Below are 15,703 nucleotides of genomic sequence, written 5' to 3'. Positions count from 1 at the left end.
TCTCAGGACAATGAGGGAGCGACGGAATATGCCGAACGCTCAGGTCGCCGACATCGTCGTCATCGGCGGGGGGATGGTCGGCCTTGCCTCCGCCATCGCGTTGAAGGATCGGGGGCTCGACGTCGTCCTCTGCGATCCAGGAGAATCGAGGGCCCGAACGTCATTCGGCAATGCCGGCGTGATCAGTCGCGGCTCGATCTTTCCGATGTCGAGCCCCGGCCTGTGGCCCAAGCTCCCGACTTATCTTCGGAATGCCGACCGGGGCTTGCGCCTGCGCCATGCCCATCTTGCCCGCGTTCTGCCCTGGACCCTCCATTTCCTGGCCGCGGCCCGGACTTCCGCATGGCGACGCGCCGCAAAGTCGCTCCTGCCCCTGACCAGCGCCGCCTACGGTGAGCACGAGCAGCTCGCCGCTCGCGCTGGCACCAAGGGCCTTCTCCACCGCACTGGCTGGATCAAGCTCTACCGGGACGAGGCCGCCTTTGCCGGCGCCAATCTGGAGAGGGCGATCCTCGCCGAGCACGGAATCGCCATGGAGATCATCGATGGCGCAGATGTGCAGGCACTCGAACCCGCCCTGATTCGGCGCTACGCCCGGGCGGTGCTGCTCCCGGAGACCGGCTCGCTGCAGGATCCCGGTGCCCTGATCGAGGCGTGCGAGGGGCTGTACTCAGCCCTCGGCGGCCGCTTCGTCCAGGCGGTGACGACGAGGCTGGTTCCCGACCACGAGGGCTGGACGGTTCACCATGCCGGAGGTCAAGTTCACGCGCGTCAGGTCGTGCTCGCTGCCGGTGCCGCCTCGGCCGAGATCGCGAAGACGCTCGGCTATCGCTTCGCCTTCGCGGTCGAGCGTGGCTACCATCGCCATTATGCGCTTCACCCTAACAGCCCGCCGTTGACCCGTCCGATCCTCGATACGGGGGCGGGTTCGATCCTTGCGCCGATGGGCGAGGGCCGGATCAGGGTGCTGTCGGGTGTCGAACTGAACGCCCGGCACGCGCCTCCGGACCATCTTCAGATCGAGGCCGCGGCGCAGGAGGCGGCCGGCACGCTTCGCCTGGGCGGCCCCCTCGACAATCAGCCCTGGCTCGGGTCGCGTCCTTCCACGCCGGACGGCATGCCGGTGATCGGCAGGGCGCCGAGGCACCAAGGGCTGATCTTCGCCTTCGGGCACGGCCATATCGGGATGTCGACTGGACCGATCACCGGCCGGATCGTCGCCGATATCGCGACGGACCGGCCCCCATCGGTGCCGATTGCCGCATTCGCCCCGGATCGTCTCCTAAGTTGGCCGCGACTGTGACGGCCTGGGACCATGGATCGACGCCGTCCGAGGTTGGCCGACAAGTCTCGCCCGGCCGGCTCCGAGACCGCAGAGCACGCTCCCCGCGGCGATCGCGACAAACAACGCGGTAGGCCAGAGCCAGCCGTCGCTCGCATCATGCGCGAGACCGAAACCAAGGGGGCCGAGCGAGGCGAAGGTGTAGCCTACGCCCTGAGACATGATCGAGAGGCCTGCGGCGGTCTGCGCATCGCGGGCGCGCAGGACGATGATGGTAAGGCCCAACCCGAAGACCCCGCCGAGGCCGATACCGAGCAAGATCCCGAGAACTGGGAAGAGCGCCGACGGTCCAAGGACCATGGCAGCGAAGACGCCGGCACAGAGGCTTACGAGCCCGACCACGAAGGCCCGCTGGTCATGGAAGCGACTCGCCAGGGTCGGGACGAGAAGAGCGCTCGGCGCTTGGCCGAGGCTCATGATCGAGGTGATGAAGCCGGCTTCGACAGGGCTCAGGCCTCGGTCCTGGAGTACCACTGGAAGCCAACCGAAGATGATGTAGGCGAGGGAGGACTGCATGCCCATGAAGCCTGTCACTTGCCATGCCAGCGGATCGCGCCAAAGCGGCGCGCTGGTCAAGCCTGCAGCTTCGACGCCACGGCTGCGGAACGACAGGGGCGCCCAGGCCAGAGCCGCGATGGCGGCCGGGACGAACCAGATCGCGAGGGCCGCAGGCCACCCGCCGAGGCCGTGTGAGAGCGGCACCGTGATCCCGGCCCCCGAGGCCGCACCAAGGCAGAGCACCATGGTGTAGAGGCCCGTCATCAGACCGGCCTGTCCGGGGAAGTCGCGCTTGACGAGGCCTGGCAGCAGCACACCTGAAAGCCCGATGCCGATTGCGGCCACGCACGCTCCGAGGAAGAGCATCGGCAGTTCTTCCGTGCCTGCCAGGCCGCCAAGACCGCGCAGGCCCGAGCCGACGGCGACGACCAGGGTCGCGACGAGAATGCCACGATCCGGTCCCAGGCGGCGGATCACCCACAAGCCCAGGCCGCAGGCCAGACCGAGGCAGAAGACCGGCAGCGTGGTGAGCAGCGCGGCGCCGGATGCCGTCAGGCCGGTCTCGGACCGGATCTCGTTGAGCAGCGGACCGATCGTGGTGAGGGCGGGGCGCATGTTGAAGGCGACCAGCATCATCCCGAGCCCGATCAGCACGGGATGGATCGTCTTGCCGGCAGACGAGGTCACGCGGTTCGGCGCCTCGCGAGGACGGCAATCGCAAGACTCGCCGCCAGCAGGACCGCGAAGGGAATGTCGCCGAGGGATACGTAGAGCGTGCGTCCCGGCAGGCGCACCGGCAAGGCCGCGTCGAGGATGCCTTCGACGCCGAGCGGCAGGCTGGCGGTGATGCGGCCATGGGCATCCATGACGGCCGAGATCCCGGTATTGGCGTCGCGCACCAGCGGCAGGCCTTCCTCCACCGCGCGAAGGCGCGCTTGGGCGAGGTGCTGGCGCGGACCCGGCGTATCGCCGAACCAGGCATCGTTGGTGAGGTTGAGGATCAGGCCAGGCACGGTTGGCGCTTCGCCGGTGCCTGGCTGCGGCACGATCTCGCCAGGAAAGATCGCCTCGTAGCAGATCGTCGCCGCTATCGGCGGAAGGCCGGGCACGCTCAGGGTGCGCTGGGCGCCCCGCAAGCCCGGCGTAAATCCGCCGGGAATCGATACGAATTGGCGTAGACCCACGGCGCGCAGTGCCGCCTCGAGCGGGTCCGGAAGGTATTCGCCGAACGGGACGAGGTGAACCTTGTCGTAGACATCGCCGAGGGTCGGACCGGCCGACAGGGTGACGATCGAGTTGAAGAAGCGTGGCTTCTCGCCGGGCAATGGCTCTTGGGCCCGCGCCGCCCCGGTGATCAGATGCTTGCCTGGCGGTAGGGCAGCGGCGATGCGGGCGAGCGCCTTCGGGTCACGCTGGATCAGGAACGGGAAAGCGGATTCGGGCCAGATCACATGGGTGACGTCGGCGAGGCCGTTCCGGTCCGGTGCCGAGGCGCGGTCGCTCAGTTCGATGTAGCGGTCGAGGATGTCCTCGCGGTTCTCGGGACGGAACTTGGCATCTTGGTTCAGGTTCGGCTGCATCAGGCGCAGGCGTACCCCCGGCACAGTCGGGCTCGGGCCAGTGGGAAGCCGGGCGGCACCAAATCCCGCGAGTGCAAGAAGAGCGAGGCCGGCGAGGATGCTTGGTCCGTAGCGGCCGCGGCCGCCTTCGCCTGTGGCGAGGGTCGACGGCGCCGCGGCGATGAGGATGGTCAGAAGTGTGAGCCCATAGAGCCCGATCACGGACGCGCCCTGCATCAGCCAGAGATTCTGGCCGAGCGCCATGCCGAGGGTGTTCCATGGAAAGCCCGTGAACAAATGACCGCGCAGCCATTCGCAGGCGGCAAGCCCGAAGCCGAGGGCGAACAGGCGTCTTGCTCCGCGAGACCAGACCAGGCGAGCCACCGCGAAGCCGATTCCGTAGAACAGCCCGAGTACTGCCGGCAGACCGATGACGCCTAGCGGCAGAGCCCAGGCGAATTCCTCAGCCTCGACGAGGAAGGCCGCGCCGAGCCACCACAGGCCTGCGGTGAGATATCCGAATCCCCAGGCCCAGCCGATCACGAAGCAGGCGAGGACTGTGCGCCAGCCGCCGCGCCGCCCTGTCGCAGCTCCGTCGATCAGCCAGACCGCAAGGCTGAGAGAGACGACAAGGGCGGGCAGCAGCCCGAAGGGCGGCATCGCCAAGGCACCGAAGGCTCCGCCCGCGAAGGCGAGCAGGAGTCGAAGCCAGCCGGAGGTCAGCATGACCCATTGCGAGAGATGCGCGAGCGGCCCTTCGGCCGGCCGGCTCATCCCACGATGAGACGCGGCCGCGTCGACGCTGCCGCTCATCGGCGCCAAAGAATCATCGAGGGTGCCGTCACGATACCGGCAAGTCCGGGGCTGGATTTGGATTCGGCGGTGGAAGCGCCAACGGCACGACGGTGCTGATACGGGCCTGTCCGTGCTGAAGCCGCAGCCGCTTGATCCGGCGCGGATCGGCGTCGAGCACCTCGAATTCAAGTCCTCCCGGACCGGAAATGACCTCGCCACGCGACGGAACCCGGCCCGCCAACGTTACGATGAGACCACCGATCGTATCGATCTCCTCAGCCATCTCGCCGACTGCGGCGACAAGGTCGACGCCGGTTGCCGTCGAGACCTCCGCGAGGCCCGCGCGGGCATCGGCGACGAAGACGTCCGCATCGCCTTCGACCCGCTGGATCAACTTGCCCTCGGCGACGTCGTGCTCGTCCTCGATGTCGCCCACCACCATCTCGATGAGATCCTCGATCGAGATCAAGCCATCGGTGCCGCCATACTCGTCGATGACGAGCGCCATATGGGTGCGCGTCGCCTGCATCCTCACGAGAAGGTCGATCGCCGGCATCGAGGGCGGCACGAACAGCACCGGCCGCTGGATGCGGGTGGAGGCCAGGGTCGTCGAGAGGTCGACATTGCCGAGGTTGAGGCTGCGCAGCGCCCGGACCCCGCGTCTCGCCCGCGGGGCCGCGGGCGGCGCATCGCCATTGGCGGCGGGTGCAGTAGGTGCACGACGGGGGCTCGCCTCCGCCCTTGCGACGATGTGGTCGACGAAGTCGCGGATGTGGACCATGCCGCGAGGGTCGTCGAGGGTCTCGCCGTAGACCGGCAGGCGCGAATGGCCGGCGGTGCGGAACAGCTTCAGGAGGTCGTCGAGGCTCGTGTCGATCGACACCGCGATGATGTCAGCCCTCGGGATCATCACGTCGTCGACCCGCACCTTGTGCAGGCCGAGTACGTTCTTGATCATCGCGCGTTCGAGGGGCGAGAAGGCGTTCTCGCCAGGATCAGAGACCGCAAGGGCGTCCTCGATATGCTCGCGCAACGAATCGCGCGGGCGCAGATGGAGGACGTTGAGCAGGCGGTCATACCAGGGCTCGCGGGCCGGAGCCTCGCGATTCTGACTCTCGCCGTCATGGGCGTTGAACGCGGCCTGGGCCGCGCCGCGACTTCGATCGTTCGTCATATCTCTCGTGTCTGTGATAGTGTGGGCGTCGATCCGGCGCGTCGCTCAATCCGCGTAGGGATCGGGAATGCCGAGGCTGCGCAGGGCGACGACCTCGAGGGCTTCCATAGCCTCGGCCTCGGCTTCGCCGGTCTCGTGGTCCTGGCCGAGAAGGTGAAGGGTGCCATGGACGAGGAGGTGAGCGAGGTGGTGGCTGAGCGGCTTCGACTGCTCCTCACTTTCGCGCAGCATCGTCTCATACGCAAGGACGACATCGCCGAGGGGCCGTGCGGCGCCCGCATGGGCCGGCTGCGGGGGAGCCGGGAAGGACAGGACGTTGGTGGGTTTGTCCTTGCCCCGCCAGCGCTTGTTGAGGTTTTGCACGGTGGTGTCGTCGGTGAGCAGGATGCTGATCTCCAACGGATCGGCCGGAGCCTTCGCGGCGGCGAGAGCGGCCTCGACCGCGCGAAGGACGAAGGCGTCGAGATCCGGCGTTGCATCCGCCCACCTCACGTCTTCGACAGCGATGTCGATCTCGTTGCCGGAAACATGTGATTCGGGCACGGTCACCTCAACGTCCTCGCTGCGCCATGACGAAGGCTGCGATCGTCTCGACGATCCCGGCCGCCAGCGGCAGGCTTGGATCTCCATAGGCCGTGACATTGGCCGCCCGGTCGGATGAGGTGACCGTCTTCAGCACGTGATTCGCATCGGGAACGAGCAGGAGCTCGGAACGCGGCGCCGCCTCGTGCAGGTGCCGGGCGTCCGCAACGGAGACCTGAAGGTCCCGCTCACCCTGTACGATCAGCGTTGGACCCGTCCATGCGGCCAGAAGCTTGGATGGGTCCAGCGCGAACGTATCGATCAAGAACTCCTGCACTTCCGGCCGGAACAGAGGTGCCAGCGCTGGATGCAGCGCTCCACTATCGACTCGCCGTCCCGCCTCCAGAGCCGCGATAGCCTCGAAGGCCTGTGGCAGGAGCGGTGCATTGGCTGGATTGGCGGTGAGCTGATCGCGGAGAACCTGGCCCAGGGGCCGCCCTGGGGCTGCGACGAGAACCAGGCCGCAGATTCCATCACTTTTTCGGGTCGTTGAGAGCGCAACGAGACCACCCTCGCTGTGACCCAGGAGCCAGACGCAGGCAGCACCCGTCTTCTCGCGCAGCAGGGCGGCCCAGTTCTGAATATCGCCAACGTAGTCTGAGACCGTTACGGCATTCGGGTTGGCAACGGCCGCCACGCTCCCGAACATGCCGCGCTTGTCGATGCGCAGGGTCCCTACGCCTTTCGCCGCTAGTCCTTCCGCCAACAGACGATAGGTGGATGCTGGGACGCCCAGCAAATTGTTGCCGTCCCTGTCGGTCGGCCCCGAGCCCGGGATGATCAGCGCGGCGGCGGAGACCACTTCCGGTTTCGTCAGCGTGCCTCGCAAGACGCCCGAGGGACCAGGCACCTCGACCGCCTCCTCGGCTGCAGCGATTGGACGGGCATTGCAGATCGTCATGACGACCCCGAGCACGATCGACGTGCCGGCATTGGCCAATCGTCTAGCGGACAACATCCGGCGATCACGCCAATGGCCGCCGCCGCGGATTGGGATTGCGGTCCGCGTCCTCGGCCCCGTGCGCCGCGGATTCGTAGGCGGTGACGATCCGGCGGACGAGATCGTGCCGGACCACGTCGACGTCGCGGAAGCGGATGCGGCCGATGCCCTCGACGCCGTCGAGGACGTTCACCGCCTCGACGAGGCCGGATTTCTGGCCCGGCGGCAGGTCGACCTGGCTCGGGTCGCCCGTGATGATCATCCGCGAGTTCTCGCCCAATCGGGTCAGGAACATCTTCATCTGCATCGAGGTGGTATTCTGCGCCTCGTCGAGGAGGACGACCGCATTGGTGAGCGTGCGCCCGCGCATGAAGGCGAGCGGCGCGATCTCGATGATGCCGGTCTGCAAGCCGCGGTCGACGTGGCGAGCCTCCATGAAGTCGTAGAGGGCGTCGTAGATGGGCCGGAGGTACGGATCGACCTTATCGCGCATGTCGCCGGGCAGGAAGCCGAGGCGCTCGCCGGCCTCCACCGCGGGGCGCGACAGGATCAGACGCTCGGCATGGCCCTGTTCCAGCAGCGAGACCGCGTGGCCGACGGCGAGCCAGGTTTTTCCGGTGCCGGCCGGGCCTTCGGCGAAGACGAGCTCGTGCGCCCGCAGGGCCTTGATATAGGCGTCTTGCGCCGCGTTGCGGGCACGCACTGCACCGCGCTTGCGGGTCGCGATCTGGTCGAAGACCGGCCTGTCCGGCTCGGCGCTGATCTCGGCGGCTGGAAAGAGCATGCCCTGCTGCGTCGTCTCCTTGATCGCCCCGTCGACGTCGCCAAGGGTCAGGGCGTGGCCGCTCGCCTTGACCCTCGCATAGAGCCGCTCGAACACCCGGCGCGCCTTCTCGGCCGCGTCTGGCGGTCCCTTGAGCACGAGGTGGTTGCCGAGGGCCGTGGCGACCACCTCGAGGCGTCGCTCGATATGGGCGACGTTCTGATCGTACTGCCCGAAGACAAGGCTCGCGAGGCGGTTGTCGTCGAAGGTCAGCGACACCTCCACGCTCTCCACGATCTCCCCAGTCCGGGCCGCCGGGCCGCGCCCGCGCAAGGTCGGGCTCACGCCGCCACCGCCGCGTCGGCGGCGATCTCGCCGAACAGGGTGTTGGAGCCCGTCCGCACGATCCGCACCCGCACCAGCGTGCCGATGAGCGAGGGCGGCCCATCGATCTGCACGGTGAGGAGATGCGGCGTCTTGCCGACGACCTGGCCCGAGTCGCGACCTGTCTTCTCCACCAGTACCTCGACAACGGACCCGACGAAGTCGGCATTGTAGGCAAAACGCTGTGCATCGAGGAGGCCCTGTAACGCCGCCAAGCGCTCGGATTTGACGGCCTCCGGCACCGCATCGTCGCGCTCGGCCGCGGGAGTACCCGGGCGCGGGCTGTACTTGAAGGTATAGGCGCTGGCGAAGCCGATCTTTGCGACGAAGCGCATCGTGTCGTCGAAATCCGCGTCGGTCTCGCCCGGGAAGCCGACGATGAAGTCCGACGACAGGGCGATGTCGGGACGGGCCTCACGCACCCGAGCGATAAGCCGTCTATAAGTCTCGCCGTCGTGCTTGCGATTCATTGCCTTGAGGACGCGGTCGGAGCCCGACTGTACCGGCAAATGCAGGTAGGGCATCAGCGCCGTGATCTCGGCATGCGCCCTGATCAGATCCTCGTCCATGTCGTTGGGATGGCTCGTGGTGTAGCGCAAACGCAGGAGGCCTGGGATCGTCGCGAGCTCGCGCATCAGTGCGGGGAGTGTCGCGATCAGCCCATCAGGTCCCGCACCGTGATAGGCATTCACGTTCTGGCCGATCAGCGTGATCTCGCGGGTGCCGCCCCGGACCAGAGCCTCTGCCTCGGCACGGATCGCCGCCACAGAACGCGAGACCTCGGCGCCGCGGGTGTAGGGCACCACGCAGAAGGCGCAGAACTTGTCGCAGCCCTCCTGCACCGTGAGGAAGCTCGAGACCGCGCCGGTGCGGCGGGCGGGCAGGTGATCGAACTTGTCCTCGGCCGGAAAGGCGGTGTCGACGACGCGCTTCGTATGCGACGAGGCGAGGAGCGCTGGCAGGTTGTGGTAGCTCTGTGGCCCGACGACCACGTCGACTGTCGGCGCCCGGGCGAGTATCTCGGCGCCCTCGGCCTGGGCGACGCAGCCCGCCACGACGATCCGGGTGTCGTGCCCCGCCTGTTGCCGCGCGGCCTTCAGCACGCGCAGCCGCCCGAGCTCCGAATATACTTTGTCGGCGGCCTTCTCGCGGATGTGGCAGGTGTTGAGGACGACGACGTCCGCCTCCTCCACACGGTCGGTGGCGGCGTAGCCCTCGGCGCCGAGGACGTCTGCCATGCGGGCCGCATCATAGGCATTCATCTGACAGCCGTAGGATTTGACGAAGGCTTTCTTCAACACTGACCGTCCCGAACCATGGATCGCGCGCATCGATTGGGTGCCGGCCTAGCACAATCGCGCGCGCACGTCGCGCAGGCCTCGCGTGACCGATCGTTCCGCCCGGCGGCGTTCCGTCAGATCGCCGGAAGCCCCGGCGCGTCCAGATCTAGCTCCGGAGCCTGCTCGCGACGGCCGTTTAGGGCCGCCAGCCGGCCGTCGCGAGACCGCCGTAGGGCAGCTCGAACGGAAGCCTCCGCCAGGGCCGTGGCGCGCTTGCGATCGGTGCCGGGCTCGAACGGAATCGGCTCGCCCCAGACGACCTGCACGTCGATGGGCCCGCTGGCGAGGAAGACCGAGAGGTGAGGCGCCAGCTCCATATCGCCGTACCAGGCGATCTCCGGGCGCTCGCTGCGCGTCACCGGCATGCCGTTGCGGCGCGGATAAGCGATGGCGAGGGGCTGCAGCCTGAGGCGCGTATGATCGTTGCCGTCGGAATCGATGACCCCGCGAGCCGCGCCGACCAGCGACGAGCGGAACGGCAGCAGACGCAACCCGTCGCCCGTCGTGCCCTCCGCGAACAGGACGATGAGGTCGCCGGCCGCCAAGCGTTCGGCAAGGGCGGCGTTGACGTCAGCGGTGGCGCCGCGGCGCGTCCGATCGATGAAGATCGTGCGCTGCAGCTTGGCCAGCAACCCGACGACGGGCCATCCTGAGATCTCGGATTTCGCCACGAAGGAGAGCGGCCGGAGGCTGCCCAAGACGAGGATGTCGAGCCACGAGACGTGGTTGGCGAGCACAAGCGCAGGCTCGCCGGTATCCGGCGGCGTCCCGCTCTGGCTGACCCGCACCCCGAACAGGATCAGGAAGACCTTGTGGAACCAGGTTGGCAGATGCGCCGCCACTCGCCCCCGCCCGTAGCGCAGGCTCAGCCATTGCGGCCCGATCAGGACGATGAAGACGAAGGCGCAGACAAGCAGCCTCAGGACGGTACCGATGCGGGTCATCCGGTGACCGCGAAGACTGTCATGACATCATCGCTCGCATGGTCAGCGCGGTGGCCCGGCTGCCGTCCTTTCGCGCGTAATAGCCGGTACGCTCGCCGACCTGCGCGAAGCCGTGCCGGGCATAGAGCTTGAGGGCAGGCATATTGCCCTCGTCGACCTCGAGATGGACGCTGCGCACACCGGCTTGCGCAAGGTGCGCGAGATGCTCGCGCAGCAGCCGATGGCTGAGGCCGCCGCCGCGCATGGCGGGCGCCAGGACCAGCGTCAGGATCTCGGCCTCGTCGGCGACACGACGGGACAGGACGAAACCCTGGATCGCGCCGTTGCGCCACAGGGCATGCGCTTCGGTCGAGCGTTCGCACAGCATGCGCTCGAATTCATGTGGGTCCCAGGGCCTTGCGAAAGCCGTCGCGTGCAGGCGCGAGAGTGCCGCGGCCTGGCCGGAATCGCGCAGAGGAGCGACGTAGGGCTCGGCGCCCCAGGCATCCCACCAGGCCGTCCAGAGATCGAGTGGCCAGAACGGTGACAGCATTCGGCTCATCGACGGGCGATCCTGGCATGGTCCTGCGGTGTCGCGTCGGCGCCGCGTAGGTAGAGGGGACGGGGCAGGGCTTGGTCCGGATCGGCGAGAAGGCCGAGGGAAGCCACCCAGGCGATCTCGGGCGGCCCGGTGCCGGCGATCTCGCGGTCGAAGCCTCGTTCCGCCATTACCGCGCCGAGAAGCGGTGCCCCGGAGCCGACGAGGGTGGCGCGAGCGCCGATCATCGCCGCGGCCTCGTCGAGGCGGACGAGGCTCGGCGGCACGACGATGCCGTCCGCCAGACTCATGGCCTGAAGGTAGACCGAGCCGTGTCGGGCATCGATGGCGGCGGCGATGAGCCCGTCTCCGTTAAGCGCCAGCAGGGGAGCGAGCAAGGCCGAGAGGGTTGTGACTCCGACGACGGGAATGCCGGTGGCGAGCCCGATCGCACGCGCCGCCGACAGGCCGACACGAAGGCCGGTATAGCTGCCCGGACCGACTGTCACCGCGACCCTGTCGAGGCTCGAAAAGCCTCCATCGACCCGTGCGACCACGCGCTCCAAGAGGGGCAGCAGCGCTTCCGCGTGACCGCGGGCGAGGAGCGTCGACTCCTCGGCGAGCAGCAGGTCGGACTCGTCGGTAGCGATACAGGCGGAACAGGAATCCAGCGCCGTATCGATGGCTAGAATACGCACCATCACTCCCGATCGGGCTAAGACCCGCCAACCGGCGGGAGCCGATCGGCGGTAACGCCGCGATGCTACGCCATTATCGCCGACCCGTCAGCGAAGGGCCGGACCTTGAGGGCCATTCGCCTGTTACTGTTGCACAGGTGCCTCGCGACAGCGGCTTCTAGATCGCGCGGACCTCGCGCACCTCCGGCAGGAAGTGACGGAAAAGGTTCTGCACGCCGTTGCGAAGTGTCGCGGTGGAGGAAGGGCAGCCCGAGCAGGCACCCTTCATCTCGAGGTAGACAATACCCTCCTTGAAGCCACGGAAGGTAATGTCGCCGCCATCGCCCGCCACCGCCGGCCGCACCCGCGTCTCCAAGAGGTCCTTGATGGTCACGACGGTGTCGTGGTCGGCCTCGTCGTAGAACTCTTCTGCATCGTCGTCGGCGGTCGAAGAACCCTCGGCCATCACCGGAGCGCCGGACTGAAAATGCTCCATGATCGCGCCGAGGATGGCCGGCTTGACCTGTGGCCACGCGTCGTCGCCCTCGGCCTTGGTCACCGAGATGAAGTCATGGCCGAAATAGACCCCGGCGACCCCGGCGACGTCGAAGAGGCGCTGCGCCAGCGGCGAGCGGGCGGCGGCTTCGGCATCGCGCGCTTCGAATGTACCTTCGGGCAGGACGACGCGGCCGGGAAGGAACTTGAGGGTGGCCGGATTGGGAGTGGCTTCGGTTTGGATGAACATGGAATTCTCGATCCTCGTCCGCTGCGCCGGTTCAAGGCCGGCCGGGAAGCGGCACCGGTATAGACCGGCGCCCCTCCCCATGTGGACCCAGGTGGCGATTTTCTCAACACTCGGATCCGTTGCGACGATTTCACGACGGCCGCATCGACAGGGAGCGATTCCTCCTGTATGGGCAGCGCCAACTCACAACAGGATGCCGAAATCCTGACGCTGGATGTTCCCATCGGGACGCCCGGCGCGACACGGCGGAGCATAGTATGAACATCATCCAGCAGCTCGAGCAGGAGCAGATCGCTTCGCTCGGCAAGACCATTCCCGATTTCCAGCCCGGCGACACGGTGACCGTGAACGTCAAGGTGAAGGAAGGCGAGCGCACCCGCGTCCAGGCCTATGAGGGCGTCTGCATCGCGCGCTCAGGTGGCGGGCTCAACGAGAGCTTCACCGTCCGCAAGATCTCATACGGCGAGGGCGTCGAGCGCGTCTTCCCGGTCTACTCGCCGCTGATCGACTCGATCGTGGTGGTCCGCCGCGGCAAGGTCCGGCGCGCCAAGCTCTATTACCTGCGCGATCGCCGCGGCAAGTCGGCCCGTATCGTCGAGCGCGCCGACCGTCCGGCCGAGAAGGCCGACAAGGCCGCCGCCGCAAAGGCGACGAAGGACGCCCGCAAGGCCGAGAAGGCGGAGAAGTCCGCCGCGAAGGCCGCTGCCGCGGAGTAAGTCTGCAAGGATTGCAACGTTTGAAGGCCGGGCGGCGTGCCCGGCCTTTTTTCTTGAGGACGCTGGGACTATTCCAAAGCGGCCGTAACCTTGATCTCGACCCTCATCTCAAGCTTGAGCAGACCGGCGGCGATGACGGTCGTGGCCGCCGGCCTGATCGTCGCCAGCAGGCGGCCGTATATGCTCAGCACGGCCTCGGCATCGTCGCGATCGGTCACGTCGTAGGTCGCCCGGACGATGGCGTTCAGGGATGTTCCATCTTCGGCGAGCACCGCCTCGATCGTCCGCCAGCAGGCCTCGGCCTGCGCGCCCGCATCCTCTGTAATCGTCGTGAACGAGGAATCGTAGCGAGCGTGCCGGCGACGAAGACGAAGCTGCCCTCCACGACGGCGCGAGATTATCCGTAGGCCGCCTCGAAGAGCGAACCGGACGCGATCAGCCGACGACCGTTCACCCGCGCCGGAGTGCTTCGAGCACCTTGGCGCCCGGCCGTCCCGTCGCCGGCATGCCGAGACTCCGCTCGACTTCCTTGATCGCCTCGCGGGTCTTCGATCCGACGCGCCCGTCCGGCTCACCCACGTCGTAGCCGCGAGCGGTGAGGCGGGTCTGGAGGTCGCGGCGCTCGGCACGCGACAGCGGCGGATCGTCGGTCGGCCATCCGGCCTGGATGCCCGGCCGCCCTTTCAGTCGGTCGGACAGGACGGCGATGGCGAGGCCGTAGGATTCGGCAGCGTTGTAGGAGTAGATCGCGTCGAAGTTCTTGGTCACCGCGAAAGCTGGTCCGTTGATCCCGGCGGGCAGAAGGATGCCTATCGGGCCGTCCCCGGAGAGCGGCCTTCCGTCTATCCGCGTCACGCCCATGGCGGCCCAGTGCGAGACCGCATGCTTGTTCTTGCGGCCGGCGGCGCCCGCGTTGAAGCTCCGCGGCACCTTGACCTCGTAACCCCAAGGCATGCCGTTCGACCATTTCGCGGCGCGAAGGAAGTTCGCCGTCGAGCCGACAGCGTCGGGCACCGAATCGACGACGTCGCGGCGGCCGTCGCCGTCGAGATCGACTGCAAGGCGCTGGTAGGTCGTCGGCATGAACTGGGTCTGGCCGAAGGCGCCGGCCCAGGAGCCGGTCAGCCGGCTCGGCTCGATCTCGCCGCGCTCGATGATCTTCAAGGTCGCCATCAGCTCGCCGCGGAAGAAGTCGCGCCGGCGATTGCCCGAGCACGCGAGGGTGGCGAGCGACTGGATCAGCGGCATCTTTCCAAGATTCTTGCCGAAGTTCGATTCGACGCCCCACACCGCCGCGATGGTGTGGCGGTCGACGCCGTAGCGAGCTTCTGCACTTGCGAGTGCTTGCGCGTGCTGGCGCATCGCCGCCTTTCCGTCGTCGACCCGTTCCTCGTCGACGAGGGCGGCCATGTAGTCCCAGATCGGTGTCTTGAATTCGGGCTGGGCCTGGGAGAGCTCGATGACCTTGTCGTCGAAGGCGATTCCCGCCGTCGCCTTGCGAAAGCTCGCGGCGGAGACCCCCTGCGCGGCGGCCTGCGACTGCAAGCCAGCGAGACAGTCCTGAAAGTCGGCCCGCGCCGCCCCGGCCATGGTGAGGCCGGTGAGGCAGAGGATGGCGGTCAGCGTCACGCGCGAGGTCATGGCGATCTCCAGGCCGTCTTTTAGCGATTCCCCACCTTTAAGCCGCCGCCATGGTAAACGATCCGTAAATCTCAGGCCCAGCCGCGTGCCGCGAGCTTCTCTTCGTAGGCGTCGATCTTCGGCGCGCGCTTCAGGGTGAGGCCGATCTCGTCGAGGCCGTTGAGCAGGCTCTCCTTGCGTCCCGGATCGATGTCGAAATGCAGCGTTCCGCCGTCCGGCCCTTTGATGGTCTGAGTTTCGAGATCGATGGACAGCGTCGCGTTGGCGCCGCGCTCGGCATCCTCGAACAGTTTCTCGAGGTCCTCAGGCGAAACCACGATCGCCAGGATCCCGTTCTTGGCGCAGTTGTTGAAGAAGATGTCGGCGAAGCTCGTCGAGATGACGCAGCGGATGCCGAAATCGGTCAACGCCCAGGGCGCATGCTCGCGTGACGAGCCGCAGCCGAAATTGTCGCCGACCACCAGGATCTTGGCGTTGCGGTAGGCGGTCTGGTTGAGGACGAAGTCGGGGTTCTCCGAACCGTCGTCACGGTAGCGCATCTCCGAAAACAGGCCTTTGCCCAGACCCGTGCGCTTGATCGTCTTCAAGTACTGCTTCGGGATGATCCGGTCGGTGTCGACGTTGATGATCCGCATGGGCGCGGCGACGCCCTCGAGGGTGGTGAATTTTTCCATGGTGGTCCGCAATTCGTGAGCGCATCGGACAGTGACGCATCGTGCAGATCTTGTAACAGCGGCGGAGAAGCGCCGGAAGCCGCTGCTGTCTCGCCGTCGTCGCCGCGAGCGGCTATGTTCTGCCACGACCGATCGAAGGCGTACGCGATGACCGAGACGAGCAATCAGTTCAAGAAGGCGCCCAAGCGCAAGAAGGAGAAGGCGCGAACCGTATCGGTCTCGCCAGAGATGCGGCAGGCCTATGCCGACCTCATCAAGGAACGGGAAGAGCGGGAAGCCTATGCCAAGCACCTGCCTGCCAACGAGAAAGCCCGCTAACCCCTGGGCCGCGCATCAAGGCGCCATAAAAACGGCCGAATAGGACGTGACCTGACGGGGATCAGGATCGCCTTGGCGGCGGCGCATCCCCGAC

General features: G+C 67.2%; 16 protein-coding genes and 1 pseudogene. 3 read left to right on the top strand and 14 right to left on the bottom strand.

Features of this window, described 5'->3' with window-relative positions; genetic code table 11:
* Positions 1–28: 28 nt before the first annotated feature.
* Positions 29–1,303, top strand: coding sequence for an FAD-binding oxidoreductase (locus K2Y56_RS04595; RefSeq protein WP_292505587.1), 1,275 nt, complete (start codon positions 29–31; stop codon positions 1,301–1,303).
* Here the strand turns inward: K2Y56_RS04595 and K2Y56_RS04590 are convergent.
* The 11 genes from K2Y56_RS04590 to K2Y56_RS04540 all read right to left on the bottom strand — a co-directional run bounded on the left by K2Y56_RS04590 (position 1,283) and on the right by K2Y56_RS04540 (position 12,260).
* A complete protein-coding gene (locus K2Y56_RS04590) occupies positions 1,283–2,527 on the bottom strand; it encodes an MFS transporter (protein WP_292505585.1) in 1,245 nt (414 codons plus the stop codon). The two genes, K2Y56_RS04595 and K2Y56_RS04590, sit on opposite strands and share 21 nt — an antisense overlap.
* Positions 2,524–4,173: an apolipoprotein N-acyltransferase gene (gene lnt / locus K2Y56_RS04585; RefSeq protein ID WP_292505704.1), complete on the bottom strand. Its 1,650-nt coding sequence runs from the start codon at positions 4,171–4,173 to the stop codon at positions 2,524–2,526. The genes K2Y56_RS04590 and lnt overlap by 4 nt, the downstream gene beginning before the upstream one ends.
* 67 nt (positions 4,174–4,240) lie before the next feature.
* The gene (locus K2Y56_RS04580; protein ID WP_292505583.1) at positions 4,241–5,368 is read right to left on the bottom strand and encodes a hemolysin family protein; all 1,128 of its coding nucleotides are present in this window, start codon (positions 5,366–5,368) and stop codon (positions 4,241–4,243) included.
* Between the two features lie 45 nt (positions 5,369–5,413).
* Positions 5,414–5,911 carry an rRNA maturation RNase YbeY gene (ybeY, locus tag K2Y56_RS04575; RefSeq protein WP_292505582.1) on the bottom strand — a complete coding sequence of 166 codons (498 nt, stop codon included), beginning with the start codon at positions 5,909–5,911 and terminating at the stop codon, positions 5,414–5,416.
* Between the two features lie 7 nt (positions 5,912–5,918).
* A complete protein-coding gene (locus K2Y56_RS04570) occupies positions 5,919–6,908 on the bottom strand; it encodes an alpha/beta fold hydrolase (protein WP_292505580.1) in 990 nt (329 codons plus the stop codon).
* Between the two features lie 7 nt (positions 6,909–6,915).
* Positions 6,916–7,998 (bottom strand): PhoH family protein, encoded by a 1,083-nt coding sequence (locus K2Y56_RS04565; protein ID WP_292505578.1) that lies wholly within the window; start codon positions 7,996–7,998, stop codon positions 6,916–6,918.
* Complete coding sequence (miaB, locus tag K2Y56_RS04560) at positions 7,995–9,335, bottom strand: tRNA (N6-isopentenyl adenosine(37)-C2)-methylthiotransferase MiaB (protein ID WP_292505577.1); 1,341 nt, start codon at positions 9,333–9,335, stop codon at positions 7,995–7,997. The genes K2Y56_RS04565 and miaB overlap by 4 nt, the downstream gene beginning before the upstream one ends.
* Before the next feature lie 116 nt (positions 9,336–9,451).
* Positions 9,452–10,321, bottom strand: a complete 870-nt coding sequence (locus K2Y56_RS04555; protein WP_292505574.1) for a lysophospholipid acyltransferase family protein — start codon at positions 10,319–10,321, stop codon at positions 9,452–9,454.
* 19 nt (positions 10,322–10,340) lie between these two features.
* Entirely contained in the window at positions 10,341–10,862 is a 522-nt protein-coding gene (locus tag K2Y56_RS04550) for a GNAT family N-acetyltransferase (RefSeq protein ID WP_292505572.1), read from the bottom strand.
* The gene (gene tsaB / locus K2Y56_RS04545) at positions 10,859–11,536 is read right to left on the bottom strand and encodes a tRNA (adenosine(37)-N6)-threonylcarbamoyltransferase complex dimerization subunit type 1 TsaB (protein ID WP_292505701.1); all 678 of its coding nucleotides are present in this window, start codon (positions 11,534–11,536) and stop codon (positions 10,859–10,861) included. The genes K2Y56_RS04550 and tsaB overlap by 4 nt, the downstream gene beginning before the upstream one ends.
* 157 nt (positions 11,537–11,693) lie before the next feature.
* Positions 11,694–12,260, bottom strand: a complete 567-nt coding sequence (locus K2Y56_RS04540; protein ID WP_292505569.1) for a NifU family protein — start codon at positions 12,258–12,260, stop codon at positions 11,694–11,696.
* Positions 12,261–12,517: 257 nt separating this feature from the next.
* On the opposite strand from K2Y56_RS04540, the gene rplS reads away from it, so the two are divergent.
* A complete protein-coding gene (gene rplS, locus K2Y56_RS04535) occupies positions 12,518–12,976 on the top strand; it encodes a 50S ribosomal protein L19 (RefSeq protein ID WP_292505567.1) in 459 nt (152 codons plus the stop codon).
* A 68-nt stretch (positions 12,977–13,044) separates the two neighbouring features.
* On the opposite strand, the pseudogene K2Y56_RS04530 reads toward rplS, so the two are convergent.
* The 3 genes and pseudogenes from K2Y56_RS04530 to leuD all read right to left on the bottom strand — a co-directional run bounded on the left by K2Y56_RS04530 (position 13,045) and on the right by leuD (position 15,291).
* Positions 13,045–13,430, bottom strand: a pseudogene (locus K2Y56_RS04530) (Rid family hydrolase).
* Positions 13,427–14,617, bottom strand: a complete 1,191-nt coding sequence (locus tag K2Y56_RS04525; RefSeq protein ID WP_292505566.1) for a lytic murein transglycosylase — start codon at positions 14,615–14,617, stop codon at positions 13,427–13,429. The pseudogene K2Y56_RS04530 and the gene K2Y56_RS04525 overlap by 4 nt, the downstream one beginning before the upstream one ends.
* 71 nt (positions 14,618–14,688) lie before the next feature.
* On the bottom strand, positions 14,689–15,291 hold the full coding sequence (gene leuD / locus K2Y56_RS04520) for a 3-isopropylmalate dehydratase small subunit (protein WP_292505565.1): 603 nt from the start codon (positions 15,289–15,291) through the stop codon (positions 14,689–14,691).
* 147 nt (positions 15,292–15,438) lie between these two features.
* Between leuD and K2Y56_RS04515 the strand changes: the two genes are divergently transcribed.
* Positions 15,439–15,609, top strand: coding sequence for a hypothetical protein (locus K2Y56_RS04515; protein ID WP_292505563.1), 171 nt, complete (start codon positions 15,439–15,441; stop codon positions 15,607–15,609).
* Positions 15,610–15,703 lie beyond the last annotated feature (94 nt).

This window comes from Methylobacterium sp. (genome assembly GCF_019745455.1).
Taxonomy (GTDB): domain Bacteria; phylum Pseudomonadota; class Alphaproteobacteria; order Rhizobiales; family Beijerinckiaceae; genus Methylobacterium.
The sequence above is the reverse complement of the archived record's forward strand: the minus strand, read 5'-3'. Positions and strand labels throughout refer to the sequence as shown.